This is a genomic window from Duganella fentianensis, assembly GCF_964031615.1.
Taxonomy (GTDB): Bacteria; Pseudomonadota; Gammaproteobacteria; order Burkholderiales; family Burkholderiaceae_D; genus Rugamonas; species Rugamonas fentianensis_A.
In genome coordinates this window covers 704,343-720,103 of the sequence record NZ_CAXIQN010000022.1, presented here as the reverse complement: position 1 = coordinate 720,103, position 15,761 = coordinate 704,343, and the positions used below count along the sequence as shown (strand labels likewise).

At 59.3% G+C, this 15,761-nt stretch carries 11 protein-coding genes; 1 reads left to right on the top strand and 10 read right to left on the bottom strand.

The genetic code is table 11. From position 1 onward, the window contains the following. Positions 1-51: 51 nt before the first annotated feature. On the bottom strand, positions 52-246 hold the full coding sequence (locus ABNT42_RS20375; RefSeq protein ID WP_155434769.1) for a DUF1653 domain-containing protein: 195 nt from the start codon (positions 244-246) through the stop codon (positions 52-54). Next, a complete protein-coding gene (locus ABNT42_RS20370; protein ID WP_348700076.1) occupies positions 246-653 on the bottom strand; it encodes a hypothetical protein in 408 nt (135 codons plus the stop codon). The genes ABNT42_RS20375 and ABNT42_RS20370 overlap by 1 nt, the downstream gene beginning before the upstream one ends. Positions 654-1,055: 402 nt before the next feature. On the opposite strand from ABNT42_RS20370, the gene xth reads away from it, so the two are divergent. After that, positions 1,056-1,820 (top strand): exodeoxyribonuclease III, encoded by a 765-nt coding sequence (gene xth / locus ABNT42_RS20365; RefSeq protein WP_348700074.1) that lies wholly within the window; start codon positions 1,056-1,058, stop codon positions 1,818-1,820. 32 nt (positions 1,821-1,852) lie between these two features. On the opposite strand, the gene ABNT42_RS20360 is transcribed toward xth, so the two are convergent. The 8 genes from ABNT42_RS20360 to prpB form a co-directional block, all read right to left on the bottom strand. Further along, the gene (locus tag ABNT42_RS20360; RefSeq protein ID WP_348700072.1) at positions 1,853-5,485 is read right to left on the bottom strand and encodes an EAL domain-containing protein; all 3,633 of its coding nucleotides are present in this window, start codon (positions 5,483-5,485) and stop codon (positions 1,853-1,855) included. Between the two features lie 252 nt (positions 5,486-5,737). Further along, complete coding sequence (locus tag ABNT42_RS20355; RefSeq protein ID WP_348700070.1) at positions 5,738-7,408, bottom strand: cation acetate symporter; 1,671 nt, start codon at positions 7,406-7,408, stop codon at positions 5,738-5,740. After that, the gene (locus ABNT42_RS20350) at positions 7,405-7,713 is read right to left on the bottom strand and encodes a DUF485 domain-containing protein (protein ID WP_348700068.1); all 309 of its coding nucleotides are present in this window, start codon (positions 7,711-7,713) and stop codon (positions 7,405-7,407) included. Before ABNT42_RS20350 ends, ABNT42_RS20355 begins: the two co-directional genes overlap by 4 nt. A gap of 91 nt (positions 7,714-7,804) precedes the next feature. Next, a complete protein-coding gene (locus tag ABNT42_RS20345; protein ID WP_348700066.1) occupies positions 7,805-9,706 on the bottom strand; it encodes a propionate--CoA ligase in 1,902 nt (633 codons plus the stop codon). 34 nt (positions 9,707-9,740) lie between these two features. Further along, positions 9,741-10,931, bottom strand: coding sequence for a 2-methylaconitate cis-trans isomerase PrpF (prpF, locus tag ABNT42_RS20340; RefSeq protein WP_348700064.1), 1,191 nt, complete (start codon positions 10,929-10,931; stop codon positions 9,741-9,743). 2 nt (positions 10,932-10,933) lie between these two features. After that, positions 10,934-13,531 (bottom strand): Fe/S-dependent 2-methylisocitrate dehydratase AcnD, encoded by a 2,598-nt coding sequence (gene acnD, locus ABNT42_RS20335; protein ID WP_348700062.1) that lies wholly within the window; start codon positions 13,529-13,531, stop codon positions 10,934-10,936. After that, on the bottom strand, positions 13,531-14,676 hold the full coding sequence (gene prpC / locus ABNT42_RS20330) for a 2-methylcitrate synthase (protein ID WP_348700060.1): 1,146 nt from the start codon (positions 14,674-14,676) through the stop codon (positions 13,531-13,533). The genes acnD and prpC overlap by 1 nt, the downstream gene beginning before the upstream one ends. Positions 14,677-14,690: 14 nt before the next feature. Beyond that, a complete protein-coding gene (gene prpB, locus ABNT42_RS20325; protein ID WP_348700058.1) occupies positions 14,691-15,578 on the bottom strand; it encodes a methylisocitrate lyase in 888 nt (295 codons plus the stop codon). Positions 15,579-15,761: the final 183 nt, after the last annotated feature.

The window sequence follows — 15,761 nt, the reverse complement described above, 5'->3', positions numbered from 1 at the left end:
TGGATTATCTTCGGTCACACCAGTGTAGCAGCGAGGGGGAAAAGCAAAGGCTCAATCAAGCGGCGTAAAGCGTGGTACTTTCACGCCATCGACCTCGACAAGCTCGAAGAATACATCTTTGGGACGGGTCCAGACTGTGCCGTTCGCGGCGCGATACACGATGACTGGACGGAGATCAGCTTCCTGGGTGGCCTCACACACCAGTTCGTAGAGGCCACCTTTGTAATGCCTGTAGCGTTGCGCCATCAAGCGTTGTGATGCACGCGTTCTGCCGTTTTGACCGTTTGCTCGGTCGCGACATCCTGCTTCTGTTTCAGGCTCTGCACCACTTTCAGAATATCGTCCAGACCGCCGGCACCGCCGAGCGAGGAGAACGCATCCAGAACTTCGTTAAGCACCTGATTACGCACCGCAGCATCGGCCTGTGCAACGACTGGTGCGCGTTGCACCGCCTGCTTGGCTTTTTCCTGCGCTTCGGCTTCTTTCTGGGCAGCCGTCTTACGGCCACCGGGCGCTTTGCCGTGAGCCAGAGCAGCCTGCCAGATCACCCAGCGGCGCTGGGTTTCAAAGACCAGGTATTCATCAGGTTTATCTTCGCGCCGTCGGACGATGTGACCGTCTTTCTGTGCCCATGCTTCAAATGCAGCTCGCATTTTTCATCCTTTGTAAACGCGCCACGCGCAATTCACTATTAAAACCACAAGTAATTTCCATATAGTACCATTTATTATTCTTTTACAACATAGAAATCTATCAGATACTTGATATTTCTTTATTGCCACAGAGAAAATTAAGTTCTCTTATGAATTTACAATAGTATATTTCTTTTTTACTTACTACGCCCGCCTTTTCCGTTCATTTTTGACAACGGCGAGACATTTTCAGAAATTATTTTTCATTTTTTAGCGAATTGCTGCATTTTAGCCTCGCCCTCGCCGCGCACAAAGTGGTTTTCGATGTTTTTTTAGAAAACTGATTATCTTTACAACAACAGCCAGCTTGCGGCAGATGCGGTAAGATGCGCGGCACAAATTCAACCATCCGAGAACACCACGATGCGATTAGCCACCTGGAACGTCAACTCTCTTAACGTTCGCCTGCCCCATGTCCTGAAATGGCTGGAAGAAAACCCTATCGACGTCCTGTGCATACAGGAAACGAAGATGACGGATGATAAGTTTCCACAGGCTGCCATCGAAGCGGCCGGCTATCACGTGGTATTCAGCGGCCAGAAAACCTATAACGGCGTCGCCATTCTGTCGAAATTGCCGATTGCCGATGTGGTCAAGAACAACCCCTTGTATGAAGATGCCCAGCAGCGCATCATTGCTGCCACCATCGATGGCGTGCGCGTCGTATGCGCCTATGTGCCGAACGGCCAGAGTATCGATTCCGACAAATACCAGTACAAACTGGGCTGGCTGGCCGCCTTCCACGACTGGATCAAGGCTGAAGCGGCGCAGCACCCGCAACTGGCAGTGGTGGGCGATTACAACATCGCGCCGGAAGACCGCGATGTGCACGATCCGGCCGCATGGGAAGGTCAGGTACTGGTGTCGGTACCGGAACGCGCAGCGCTACAGCGCCTGCTCGACATCGGTCTGGCCGATGCCTATCGCCTGTTCGAGCAGGCCGACAAATCGTTCAGCTGGTGGGATTACCGCGCGCTGGGCTTCCGCCTCAACAAAGGGCTGCGTATTGACCACATTCTGCTTTCGCCAGCGCTGGTGCAGCGCTGCAGCGCCTGCATCATCGACCGTGTGCCGCGCAAATGGGAACAGCCGTCCGACCACGCTCCCGTGGTCGCCACGCTGGACTGAACGCGCTGCGGCCAATCTTGCTACTGCTGCGCTCAGGCGCGCGGTAGCAGCAGCTGGGCCGTGGCATGCGGCACCGGCTGCGAGAACAGATAGCCCTGCGCATACTGGCAACCACTACGCTGCAACAGCGCATACTGCCCTTCCGTTTCCACCCCTTCCGCCACCACCGATAGCTGCAGGCTGTCGGAGAGCGCGATGATGGCTTCCACAATCGCACGGTCTTCCGCGCTGGCTTCCAGATCCTTGACGAAGGCGCGGTCGATCTTCAGCTTCTTCACGGGGAAGCGCTTGAGGTAGGCCAGACTCGAGTAGCCGGTGCCGAAGTCGTCGATCGACAGGCGGATACCCAGCTTATCGATCTGCCCCAGCACATCCAGCGTCTGTTCGCCGTGCTGCATCAGCGCCGTTTCCGTAATCTCGAATTCGATCATGTGCGGGTCCATGCCGGTATCGGCCAGTATGCTGCGGATAGTATCCATCAGGCCGCGGTGCATGAACTGGCGCGGCGACAGATTCACCGCCAGCGGCACCGGCAGCATGCCGGCCGCACGCCATGCCATGCTCTGGACACAGGCTTGCCGCAACACCCACTCGCCCACGGTGACGATCTGGCCGTTTTCTTCCAAGATGGGAATGAAGTGGTCGGGCTGTATCAGCTCGCCCTTGTGGCGCCAGCGCAGCAGCACTTCCATGCTGTGCAGGCGGCGCGTGCCGATGTCCATGATGGGCTGGTAGTGCAGCTCGAATTCATCCAGCGCCAGCGCACCACGCAAGCTCGATTCCAGCTCGAAGTGGCGCGCCGCCGTCTGGTTCATCGCCTCTTTGAAGTACTGATAGTTGTTGCGGCCGCTGGCCTTGGCGTGATACATGGCCGCGTCGGCGTGGCGCATCAAGGTCTCGACATCGCCGCCATCATCCGGGAACACGGAAATCCCGATCGACGGCGTGATATGCAGATTGCGCCCTTCCAGCGGGAACGCTTCGGACAGCGCTTCGATAATCTTCTGCGCTACGTTGCTGGCTTCCTCGGACGAGCGTATGCCCGGCACCAGCACGACGAATTCGTCGCCGCCCAGACGGGCCACCGTATCGCTGGCGCGCACCGCGCGGCACAGCCGGCTGGCCACGTCCTTGAGTAACTGGTCGCCCGTCAGGTGGCCCAGTGTATCGTTGATGGTCTTGAAGCGATCCAGATCGATGAACATCACGGCCAGCAGGCGCTCCGAACGCTGCGCCGCCAGCATGGCACGGTCCAGCCTGTCGGCCAGCAGGGCACGGTTCGGCAAGCCCGTCAGGCTGTCGTGGTAAGCCATGTGGTGCACACGCGCTTCGGCCTGACGGCGCTCGACGATCTCGGCCTGCAACTGGGTGTTGGCACCGGCCAGTTCGGCCGTACGCTCCTGCACCCGCAGTTCCAGCTCATCACGCGCGCGCCGCACGGCATCGGCCGCCTCGTGGCGTTCCGTCACATCATCCACCAGCCAGACCGAGCGCCCCTGTGGCTGCGACAGATCGAATGGCCGGCCCGATAGGCGGCCCCAGAACAGCGAGCCGTCGCGCCGCACCAGCCGGTATTCGGCCGCATGCACACGCCCTGCCTGAAAATCACGCGCCGTGGCGGCACGGGCCTGTTCCCACGCTGCCAGATCGGGGTAGAACGACTGCACGCTGAGCGCCTGCATTTCGCCCGGCGCATAGCCGAACAGTTCTTCCATCTTGGCGTTGCAGCGCAGGTTGCGGCCCTGTTCGATCATGGAGATCCCCATCACCGCACTATCGAGTATCGCCTGATTTTCCAGCAGCGCATTGCGCAGGGATTCTTCCGCACGCTTATGTTCGGTGCGGTCTTCGATCACCCAGATAGTGCCCTGAGTCGGGTCTTCCGGATTGACCACATAGCCGATCAGCTGCGCCCACATCAGCGAGTCGTCGGCGCGACGCATCTCGATCTCGGTCTGGAACGGTTTGCCCACCGACAGGAAGGGATAGGCTTTAGCCCCCAGCGCTTCATAGGCCGCACGCGACGGGTACAGCGCCATGCCGGGCAGGCCTAAGGCAGCATCGCCCTCGTAACGGAACATCTCGGCAAAGCCGCGGTTGTAACGCGTGACCACGCGGTTCTTGGTGAACAGGATACTCATCGAAGCATTGGTCATGATGGCTTCGACTTCCATCTGCATCTGCCGCGATACCGTCACGTCTTCCAGAATCCAGATGGTGCCGCCTTCATGGTGGCTGGCATCGACGGCTTTGGCGCGCACACGGCACCAGAACAGACTGCCATCCTTGCGCTTGAATTCGTATTCGGCCAGTTCGAACGGTAGCCCTTTGCCCAGCAACGGCGCGGCTTCGCGCCGGAACGCCCGATACAGCTCGTAGGACGGGAACACGGCGGAAGAAGGCTGGCCTATCATCTCGCTAACGTCGTAGCCAAACATCTGCGCCATACGCGGGTTGCAGCTCACCACCGTGTGCGATTTGCTGAACAGGATGCCGATCGAGGCATTATCCAGAATTGCCTTCTGCTCCAGCAGCAGCTGACGGGTAGCTTCTTCATGCTGACGCTGGGCACTGCGGTCATCGAAGATCCAGATGGTGTCCTGCTGCGAGCGACCCGGATTGATCACGTAACCGAAAGCGTGGGCCCAGAAAGTGGAACCATCCTGCCGGCGCATTTCCATTTCGGCCTGATAGGGCTTGCCACTAGCCAGCAGCGGCATGGCCTGCGCCATGACGGTATCGAAAGTCTCGCTGGACGGATACAGGGTGGACGTCAGGCGCCCCACCCCGCTATCGACACTGAAGCCGAAGAACTCGGCGAAGCGGTCGTTGTAGCGCAGAATGCGGTGATCGCGCTGGAACACGATGGCCAGCGGCGCATTGTCCATAATCGCCTGCATTTCCAGCAGTGCGCGGCGCAGCTTTTCCTCGTCGATCCGGTGTTCGTTGATGTCTTCCACGATCCAGATGGTGCCATCGTCCGTATGGCTAGGATCGACGGCGCGGCCATACAGGCGGGCCCAGAACAGCGTGCCATCCTTGCGGCGTAACTGCGCTTCGCGCTTGAACGACAAGCCTTGCGACAGCAGCGGCCCGGCCGCGCGCCCCAGTTCGACAAACGCCGCTTCGGACGGAAATACCTGATTGGTCGAGCCACCTTCCAGTTCATGCCGGCTGTAGCCCAGCATCTCGGCGCAGCGGATATTGCACTCCTGTACCGTGGCATCCTTGGTGAACAGAATGCCGACGGCGGCATTCTCAAGGATGGCCTGCTGCTCAAGCAGGGTCTTGCGCAAGGCACGCTGATCGCGTTCGAGATCGGTAATGTCGTGGAAGACGATGGTGGCGCCGCGCACGCCGGTGGTCGCAGGCAGTGGCTTGCTGCTGGCCTGCACGGACAGATAGCGCCCGTCGGCACACGTCAGGCAGCTATCCCAGCGCAGATTGCCCTGTACGGATGCCTGCATGGCGCTGACGCTGGTGGCACGCACATGGCGCGCAAACAGGTCGGACGCCTGTCGTCCGGCCGGATCGATGCCCAGCAGCGCAACCAGTTCGGGATTGGCCGCAAGCAGCACGCCATCCACGTCGTAAGCGCAGGCGGGAACGCCAACCAGCGCTAGGGCCTCGGCGATAAATTCGGAATTACTTGCAGCGTGAGTCATGTACACCTGTGGCATCTAATCGGCGATGCCACCTCGCCAGTGACCACTTGGCAGCATAGTTGGCAGATGATAAACCACAAACTAGGACTACGCCAACGCGCCAGCCGAGGAGTCCTCCTAAAAACGACAATGCCCGGCGAACCGGGCATTGCGTTTCAAGCACTATTTATTTTCGGCTAATCAGGCCACTTGATGTAGCTAAGTTTCGCATTGAAAGCTAGCCCATCGCGTGGCCTGTCAGGCCAAGGTCTCTTAGTGACCGCTGGCAGCGTCGGCGCCGATACCGGTTTCCGAACGCATTTCCTGCGCTTCGTAACCTGCACGGTCTTCTGCAGCGCGCTGGCTCTTGTCGGTAATCGAGAACAGCCAGATACCAACGAAGCCTACCGTCATCGAGAAGATGGCTGGCGATGCGTACGGGAAGATTTCCTTGGCATTGCCCAGCACGTCCACCCACACCGATTTCGACAGAATGGTCAGGCCCACTGCAGTGATCAGACCCATGAAGCCGCCGATGGTGGCGCCACGGGTGGTGCAGTCTTTCCACAGCACCGACATGAACAGCACAGGGAAGTTAGCCGAAGCAGCAATGGCGAAGGCCAGCGACACCATGAAGGCGATGTTCTGCTTCTCGAAGGCGATACCCAGTGCCACAGCAACGATACCCAGTGCGATGGTGGTGATACGCGACACTTTCAGTTCGCTAGCGCCGGAAGCTTTACCTTTTTTGATCACGGTAGCGTACAGGTCGTGCGACACCGCCGAAGCACCCGACAGGGTCAGACCGGCTACCACGGCCAGAATGGTAGCGAATGCCACCGCCGAGATGAAGCCGAGGAACACGTCGCCGCCCACAGCTTTGGCCAGGTGGATAGCGGCCATGTTGTTACCGCCCAGCAGTTTGCCAGCGCCATCCTTGAATTCAGGGTTGGTGCTGACCAGCACGATTGCGCCGAAGCCGATGATGAAGGTCAGGATGTAGAAGTAACCGATCCAGGTGGTGGCCCAGAACACGGATTTACGTGCTTCTTTGGCGCTAGGTACGGTGAAGAAGCGCATCAGGATGTGTGGCAGACCGGCGGTACCGAACATCAGTGCCATACCGAACGAGATTGCCGAGATCGGGTCCTTGATGAAGGTACCTGGGCCCATGATGGCTTCTTTTTTGCTGTGCACTTCCACAGCTTTCGAGAACAGCGCTTCAGGGCTGAAGCCGAATTGTGCCATCACCACGAAAGCCATGAAGGACGCGCCACCCAGCAGCATCACTGCTTTGATGATCTGCACCCAGGTGGTTGCCGTCATACCACCGAACAGCACGTAGATCATCATCAGGGTACCAACCAGCACCACAGCGATCCAGTAGTCCAGACCGAACAGCAGTTTGATCAGCTGACCTGCACCCACCATCTGGGCGATCAGGTAGAAGGCTACCACCACCAGCGTACCGGAAGCGGAGAACACGCGAATCGGGGTCTGCTTGAAGCGGTAAGCCGCGACGTCAGCAAAGGTGAAGCGACCCAGATTACGCAGACGCTCTGCCATCAGGAAGGTGATGATAGGCCAGCCCACCAGGAAGCCGATCGCGTAGATCAGACCGTCGTAACCGTTCAGGAACACGGAAGCGGAAATACCCAGGAAGGAAGCGGCCGACATATAGTCGCCGGCGATGGCCAGACCGTTCTGGAAACCGGTGATACCGCCACCTGCGGTGTAGAAGTCAGCGGCCGATTTGGTTTTGGCAGCGGCCCATTTGGTCACGAACAGGGTGAACACGACGAACACGCCGAACATGATGATTGCGGTCCAGTTGGTCGCCTGTTTGGCGGCCTGACCCAGATCGCCACCGGCAGCCAGCGCTGCACCGGAGGCACCGAGCAGCCCGACGGCTGCCATCAGAGAGAGAAACTTACGTGCGTTCATGCTTTCACCTTTGCTTTGATGGCTTCGGTCAGTTCGTCGAATTCGCTGTTAGCGCGACGTACGTAGATGCCGGTGATCAGGACCGTAAACAGGATGACGAACAGACCGAGAGGAATCCCCCAGGTCATCACGCCGGCACCGAGTTTGGTCGCCATGAACTCTTTATTGAAAGCGATCAGCAGGATGTAGCCGTAGTAGACCACCAGCATAGCCAGCGTCAGCCACCAGCCGTAGCCCGAACGGGCCTTGACCAACTTGTGATAGTTGGGATCACTTTTTATTTTCTGAACGAGATGATCTTGCATTTTATGTCTCCTATTTTAGGTACAGGTACTCTTTTTTTATTCGAGCTTGAGGCAAGATTAAAGGGGCTGGCTTACCAGCCCCTTACGGCTGTTATTTTTTGAGGCCGTTTTGCACTGCGTTCTGGATCTGTTGTAAAGATGCAGGATCTTCGATGGCGGTCAGGTCGCCCGGGCTGCGCCCCTCGCAAATGGCCTGGATCGAACGGCGCAGCAGCTTGCCGGAACGGGTTTTCGGCAGCTGCGGCACGAAGAATACCCGTGCTGGCCGTGCCACCGCACCCAGCTGACGATCGACCACGGCGAAGATTTCTTTCTCCTGCGCCGCACGCTGCTCGTCGCTGCTCACTTCGGCCGCGTTCTTGGCGATCACGAACGCTACCGCCACCTGCCCTTTCAGCTTGTCCTCGACGCCGACCACGGCCACTTCCGACACATTCGGGTGGCTGGTAATCGACTCCTCGATTTCGCGCGTACCCAGACGGTGGCCGGCCACGTTAATCACGTCATCGGTACGGCCCAGAATGAAGTAATAGCCGTCCGCGTCGCGCAAGCCCCAGTCGAAAGTCGAATACACCTGCTTGTCGATGAAGGTAGACCAGTAGGTATCGACAAAGCGCTGGTCGTCGCCATACACGGTCTGCATGCAGCCCGGTGGAAGCGGCCCTTCGATGACCACCACGCCTTTTTCGTTGGCGCCGCATTCCTCGCCGGTCGACTCATTGAGCAGTTTGACCTTGTAGCCGTACATCGGCACACCGGGGCTGCCCAGACGGGTCGGCAGATCTTCGATGCCCTTGGCGATGGACAGAATCGGCCAGCCCGTTTCCGTCTGCCAGTAGTTGTCGATGATGGGCACATGCAGTTCGTCGTAAATCCACTGCGAAGTGGTTTCATCGAGCGGCTCGCCCGCCAGATACAGTGCGCGCAGCGACGTCAGATTGTACTTGCGCATATATTCGGGCGGCTGCTTGCGCAGCACGCGGATCGCCGTCGGCGCCGAGAACATACGGGTCACCTTGTACTTCTCGACGATGCTCCACCAGATGCCGGGATCAGGCACGATCGGCATACCTTCATACATGATAGTGGCCATGCCGGCGATCAGCGGGCCATACACGATGTAGGAGTGGCCCACTACCCAGCCGATGTCCGAGGTAGCGAAGAAGGTTTCACCCGCGTTGCCACAGAAGTTGTACTTCATCGACGAAGCCAGTGCCACGGCATAGCCGCCCACGTCGCGCTGCACGCCTTTCGGCTTGCCGGTGGTGCCCGATGTGTACAGGATGTAGGAAGGCTCGTTCGATTCCAGCCACGTGACCGGCACTTGCGCATCCATGTGGGCAGCGCGCAGTTCAGCGTAGTCCACATCACGGCCAGCTACCAGTTCCATCGGTGCCAGCTTGCGGTCCACCAGCAGCACCTTGGCCGGCTTGGCCGAAGACAGGTTGATGGCTTCGTCCAGCAGGTGTTTGTAAGGAATGGCTTTGCCGTTGCGCGAACCACCATCGGCAGACACGATCAGCACCGGCTTGGCATCGTCGATACGGCTGGCCAGCGAGTTGGCCGCAAAGCCGCCGAACACCACCGAGTGGATTGCGCCGATGCGGGCGCAGGCCAGCATCGCAAATGCCGCTTCGGCTATCATCGGCATGTAGATCAGCACACGGTCACCACGGCCTACGCCGAGCGACTGCATGATAGCGGCGCAACGCTCGACTTCGCGCTGCAGCTCAGTGAACGAATAGCTGCGTTCCGTATTCGTCTCGGTCGAAATGGCGATCAGTGCCGCCTTGTCGCCCTGCTTGGCGGCCCAGCGGTCCACCGCGTTATAGCACAGATTGGTGGTGCCGCCCACGAACCACTTGGCAAACGGCGGGTTGGAATGATCGAGCACTTGCGTGCATGGCGTGTTCCAGTGGATCAGCGCAGATTCGTCTTGCCAGAATTGTTCGGGCGCGGCGATAGAGCGCTGATAGAAATCAGCGTAATTCATGTCTCCTCCATACTCCGTATCAGATTGCAGCTATTTAGAACGTATCACCGGGTACGCGCACCCATCCTTCCATCAGTACGCGGGCGCTGCGGCTCATGACCGCCTTGGTCACGCTCCATTCACCATCCTTGAGCTGGGCTTCCGCGCCGACGCGCAAGGTGCCGGACGGGTGGCCAAAGCGCACGGCAGGTAGCGCCTTGCCGCCCGCTGCGAGATTGACCAGCGTGCCGGGAATGGCAGCTGCCGTGCCGATAGCAACAGCGGCCGTGCCCATCATGGCGTGGTGCAGTTTGCCCATGGACAGCGCCCGCACCAGCAGATCGATGTCGTTTGCTGCTACGGCCTTGCCGCTGGACGATACGTAATCCTTGGGTGGTGCCACAAATGCGATCTTGGGCGTGTGCTGGCGTTTGGCCGCTTCGCTTACATCCGAAATCAGGCCCATGCGCACAGCGCCGTAGGCACGGATGGTTTCGAACATGGCCAGTGCCTTGGCGTCGCCATTGATGGCATCCTGCAGTTCCGTACCCGTGTAGCCGATTGCGTCGGCGTTCACGAAGATGGTGGGAATGCCGGCATTGATCATGGTGGCCTTGAACGTGCCCACCCCGGGCACTTCCAGATCATCCACCAGCTGACCGGTCGGGAACATCGAGCCACCAGCGCCCTCCTCCTCAGCCGCAGGGTCCATGAATTCCAGCTGGACTTCGGCCGCAGGGAAGGTCACGCCATCGAGTTCGAAGTCGCCCGTTTCCTGTACTTCGCCATTGGTCATCGGCACGTGAGCGATGATGGTCTTGCTAATGTTGGCCTGCCAGATGCGCACCACGGCCACGCCATCGCGCGGCACGCGGGCGGCATCGACCAGACCGCCGCTGATGGCGAAAGCACCCACGGCCGCCGACAGGTTGCCGCAGTTGCCGCTCCAGTCAACGAAAGCCTTGTCGATGGAAACCTGACCGAACAGGTAATCGACGTCGTGATCGGCCTTGCTGCTTTTGGCGAGGATGACGGTCTTGCTGGTGCTGGAAGTAGCGCCGCCCATGCCGTCGATCTGCTTGCCGTACGGGTCGGGGCTACCGATCACGCGCAGCAGCAAGGCGTCGCGTGCGGCGCCCGGCTGCTGTGCCGCAGGCGGCAGATCCTGCAGGCGGAAAAATACGCCTTTGCTGGTGCCGCCGCGGATGTAGGTCGCAGGGACTTTGATCTGTGGAAGATGCGCCATGATCAAGCCGCCTTGGACGATGCGAGGAAGTCCTGCGCAAAGCGCTGCAGCACGCCACCCGCTTCGTAGATCGACACGTCTTCCGACGAATCGAGACGGCAGGTGACCGGCACTTGCAGGGTTTCGCCGTTCTTACGGTGGATCACCAGCGTCAGCGTGGCACGCGGTGCACGCTCGCCCACTACGTCGTAAGTCTCGGTGCCATCCAGCGCCAGCGTCAGACGGTTCACGCCCGGCTTGAACTCCAGTGGCAGCACGCCCATGCCGACCAGATTGGTGCGGTGGATACGCTCGAAGCCTTCGGCCACAATCGCTTCCACACCCGCCAGACGCACGCCTTTGGCAGCCCAGTCACGCGAGGAACCCTGACCATAGTCGGCACCGGCCACCACGATCAGCGGCTGCTTGCGCTCCATATAGGTTTCGATGGCTTCCCACATACGGGTAACCTGACCTTCCGGCTCCACGCGGGCCAGCGAACCGGCCTTGATGCTGCCGTCAGCATTGCGCACCATCTCGTTTTTCAGCGTCGGATTGGCGAAGGTGGCACGCTGCGCCGTCAGGTGGTCGCCACGGTGGGTAGCGTAGGAATTGAAGTCCTCTTCCGGCAGACCCATTTTGTGCAGGTATTCACCGGCAGCACTGTCCATCATGATGGCGTTCGATGGCGACAGGTGGTCGGTGGTGATGTTATCGCCCAGCACAGCCAGCGGACGCATGCCCTTCAGCGTGCGCTCGCCTGCCAGCGCACCTTCCCAATATGGCGGACGGCGGATGTAGGTCGATTGTGCACGCCAGTCGTACAGCGGCTCGGCTTTTTCGGCCACCGCATTGCTGCGGTCGAACATCGGGATATACACTTTGCGGAACTGCTCGGGCTTGACCGAAGCAGCTACCACGGCGTCGATTTCTTCGTCGCTAGGCCACAGGTCTTTCAGCGTCAGCGGCTTGCCGCTTGCGTCGGTACCCAGTACATCTTTTTCGATATCGAAGCGGATAGTGCCGGCAATCGCGTAAGCCACCACCAGCGGCGGCGAAGCGAGGAAAGCCTGCTTGGCGTAAGGGTGAATACGGCCGTCGAAGTTACGGTTACCGGACAGCACAGCGGTAGCGTACAGATCGCGCTCCACTACTTCCTGCTGGATCACGGGATCGAGCGCACCGGACATGCCGTTGCACGAGGTGCAGGCATAGGCGACAACGCCGAAGCCCAGTTTTTCCAGTTCAGGCATCAGGCCTGCTTCTTCCAGATACAGCGTCACGGCTTTGGAGCCGGGCGCCAGCGAGGATTTCACCCATGGCTTGCGCAGCAGACCAGCCTTGTTGGCATTGCGTGCCAGCAGACCGGCAGCAATCATGTTGCGCGGGTTGTTGGTATTGGTGCAGCTAGTGATCGCCGCGATGATTACAGCGCCATCCGGCATCTTGCCCGGTTCATTTTCCACCACACCGGAAATGCCGCGTGCTGCCAGTTCCGAGGTCGGCACGCGCTTGTGCGGATTCGATGGACCAGCGATGTTACGCACCACGGTAGACAGATCGAACTTCAGTACGCGCTCGTACTCGGCGTTCTTGAGCGCATCCGACCACAGGCCGGTATGCTTGGCGTACTGTTCGACCAGCGCTACCAGCTCGTCGTCGCGGCCCGTCAGTTTCAGATACTTGATGGTCTGTTCGTCGATCGAGAACATCGCGGCGGTTGCACCGAATTCCGGTGCCATGTTGGCGATGGTGGCGCGGTCGCCCAGCGTCAGCGCCGTAGCGCCAGCACCGAAGAACTCCAGATAGGCAGAAACCACTTTTTCTTTGCGCAGGAATTCGGTCAGCGCCAGCACGATGTCGGTCGCGGTAATGCCTGCTTGCGGCTTGCCGCTCAGTTCCACACCGATGATGTCCGGCAGACGCATCCACGACGCGCGGCCCAGCATCACGGTTTCCGCTTCCAGACCACCCACACCGATAGCGATCACGCCCAGCGCATCGACCATAGGGGTGTGCGAGTCGGTACCGACCAGCGTATCAGGGTAAGCCACGTTGTCGGTCACCTGAATCACCGGCGACATACGTTCCAGATTGATCTGGTGCAGGATGCCGTTACCGGGCGGGATCACGTCGACATTCTGGAAGGCTTTCTTGGTCCAGTTGATGAAGTCGAAGCGGTCTTCGTTACGACGGTCTTCGATGGCGCGGTTCTTGTTGAAAGCATCCGGATCGAAACCGCCGCACTCCACGGCCAGCGAATGGTCTACTACCAGCTGGGTCGGCACCACAGGATTGACCAGCGCAGGATTGCCACCCTGCTCGGCAATCGCATCACGCAGACCAGCCAGATCGACCAGCGCGGTCTGGCCCAGAATGTCGTGGCACACCACGCGCGCAGGGAACCATGGGAAGTCCAGGTCGCGCTTGCGTTCGATCAGCTGCGACAGCGAAGCGTTCAGCGTGGCAGGATCGCAGCGGCGTACCAGATTTTCTGCCAGTACGCGCGAGGTGTACGGCAGCTTGTCGTAGGCACCGGGCGCGATGGCATCGACGGCGGCGCGCGCATCGAAGTAATCGAGCTTGGTACCCGGCAGGCTTTTACGGAATTGGGTATTCATTATTTGCGGTCCTTGATAGGCACGAATTGCAGGTCTTCAGGGCCAACGTAGTTGGCGCTAGGACGGATGATCTTGTTGTCGATGCGCTGCTCGATGATGTGTGCAGCCCAGCCGGAAGTACGCGAGATCACGAACAGCGGCGTAAACATGGCAGTCGGCACGCCCATCATGTGGTAGGACACAGCCGAGAACCAGTCCAGATTCGGGAACATCTTTTTGACTTCCCACATCACGCTTTCCAGACGTTCGGCGATGTCGTACATTTTGGTCGAACCAGCTTCTTCCGACAGCTGGCGTGCCACGTCCTTGATCACCACGTTACGCGGGTCGGAGATGGTGTACACAGGGTGACCGAAACCGATCACCACTTCCTTGTTGGCCACGCGGTTGCGGATATCCGCTTCGGCTTCGTCCGGATTTTCGTAGCGCTTCTGGATTTCAAACGCGACTTCGTTGGCGCCGCCGTGTTTAGGGCCGCGCAGCGCGCCGATCGCGCCGGTAATCGACGAGTACATATCGGAACCCGTACCGGCGATGACGCGACTGGTGAAGGTCGATGCATTGAATTCGTGTTCTGCGTACAGGATCAGCGAGGTGTGCATGGCGCGTACCCACGATGCCTGTGGCTTCTCGCCGTGCAGCAGGTGCAGGAAGTGGCCGCCGATCGAATCGTCGTCGGTTTCCACGTCGATGCGTTTGCCGTTGGTGCTGTAGTGGTACCAGTACAGCAGCATGGAGCCGAACGATGCCATCAGGCGGTCAGCGATATCGCGTGCGCCCGGGGTGTTGTGGTCATCTTTCTCCGGCAGCGTGCAGCCCAGTACGGACACGCCCGTACGCATCACATCCATCGGGTGCGCCGAAGCTGGCAGTGCTTCCAGCGCAGCTTTCAGATTGGCTGGCAGACCGCGCAGCGATTTCAGTTTGCCTTTGTAGGCTTTCAGTTCTGCTTCGGTCGGCAGTTTGCCGTGTACCAGCAGGTGAGCGATTTCTTCGAATTCGCAGGTGTTGGCAACGTCCAGAATGTCGTAGCCGCGGTAGTGCAGGTCATTGCCGCTCTTACCGACGGAGCACAGTGCCGTGTTACCGGCTGCAACGCCCGACAGGGCAACGGATTTTTTTGGTTTGAAGGTAGCTTCGGTCATGTTGGATTCTCCTCTTACTTTTTCTGGGCGGCGAACAGGGCATCGAGCTTTTGCTCGAAGCTGTGGTAGTTGATGCGTTCGTACAGTTCAGCGCGGGTCTGCATGGTGTCGACCACGTTCTGCTGGGTGCCGTCGCGACGGATGGCGGTGTAGACGTTTTCGGCCGCCTTGTTCATGGCGCGGAAGGCCGACAGCGGGTACAGCACCAGACCAACGTCGGCGCCGCGCAGTTCATCCACGGTGAACAGCGGGGTCGCGCCGAATTCTGTGATGTTGGCCAGCACCGGCACTTTCACGGCGGCGGCAAATTTCTTGTACATGGCCAGATCGATCATGGCCTCTGGGAAGATCATGTCGGCACCGGCTTCCACGCAGGCCACGGCGCGCTCGATGGCAGCATCCAGACCTTCGACAGCCAGTGCGTCGGTACGGGCCATGATGACGAAGTTTTCATCGGTACGCGCATCCACGGCGGCGGCCACGCGGTCGACCATTTCCTGCTTGGTCACGATCTCTTTGCCGGGACGGTGGCCACAGCGCTTGGCGCCGACCTGATCTTCGATGTGCATAGCGGCGGCGCCAGCTTTAATCATCGATTTGACGGTACGTGCTACGTTGAAGGCGGAAGCGCCGAAGCCGGTATCCACGTCGACCAGCAGCGGCAGGTCGCACACGTCGGTAATGCGGCGCACATCGGTCAGCACGTCGTCGAGGCTGGAGATGCCCAGATCCGGCAGACCCAGCGAGCCAGCCGCCACACCGCCACCGGACAGGTAGATGGCTTTGAAGCCGGCACGTTTAGCCAGCAAGGCGTGGTTGGCGTTGATCGCACCAACGACTTGCAGAGGGGATTCTTCCTGTACAGCTTTACGGAAAGCGGCGCCTGCGGAATATTGACTCATGTTGTGACCTTTCAATGTTGCGTTAAGTGCTGACCTTAGTGCAAGCAGCGTGCCATGCAGCCAGCCTATACAAATCAAACACTTAGCAAACTGCAACGTTTCACCGAGGTTCATGAGGGTTTCAAATATGTTTCACACGCGTTTCACATTGAAACATTGCATCACCTGTTCTAGAATGAAACT

Excerpts from the sequence above, each read along its gene's own strand:
- prpC (WP_348700060.1), bottom strand. The coding sequence starts at position 14,676 with ATGACCGAAGCTACCTTCAAACCAAAAAAATCCGTTGCCCTGTCGGGC.
- ABNT42_RS20360 (WP_348700072.1), bottom strand. The coding sequence starts at position 5,485 with ATGACTCACGCTGCAAGTAATTCCGAATTTATCGCCGAGGCCCTAGCG.
- ABNT42_RS20375 (WP_155434769.1), bottom strand. The coding sequence starts at position 246 with ATGGCGCAACGCTACAGGCATTACAAAGGTGGCCTCTACGAACTGGTG.
- ABNT42_RS20355 (WP_348700070.1), bottom strand. The coding sequence starts at position 7,408 with ATGAACGCACGTAAGTTTCTCTCTCTGATGGCAGCCGTCGGGCTGCTC.
- ABNT42_RS20370 (WP_348700076.1), bottom strand. The coding sequence starts at position 653 with ATGCGAGCTGCATTTGAAGCATGGGCACAGAAAGACGGTCACATCGTC.
- ABNT42_RS20350 (WP_348700068.1), bottom strand. The coding sequence starts at position 7,713 with ATGCAAGATCATCTCGTTCAGAAAATAAAAAGTGATCCCAACTATCAC.
- acnD (WP_348700062.1), bottom strand. The coding sequence starts at position 13,531 with ATGAATACCCAATTCCGTAAAAGCCTGCCGGGTACCAAGCTCGATTAC.
- prpF (WP_348700064.1), bottom strand. The coding sequence starts at position 10,931 with ATGGCGCATCTTCCACAGATCAAAGTCCCTGCGACCTACATCCGCGGC.
- prpB (WP_348700058.1), bottom strand. The coding sequence starts at position 15,578 with ATGAGTCAATATTCCGCAGGCGCCGCTTTCCGTAAAGCTGTACAGGAA.
- xth (WP_348700074.1), top strand. The coding sequence starts at position 1,056 with ATGCGATTAGCCACCTGGAACGTCAACTCTCTTAACGTTCGCCTGCCC.
- ABNT42_RS20345 (WP_348700066.1), bottom strand. The coding sequence starts at position 9,706 with ATGAATTACGCTGATTTCTATCAGCGCTCTATCGCCGCGCCCGAACAA.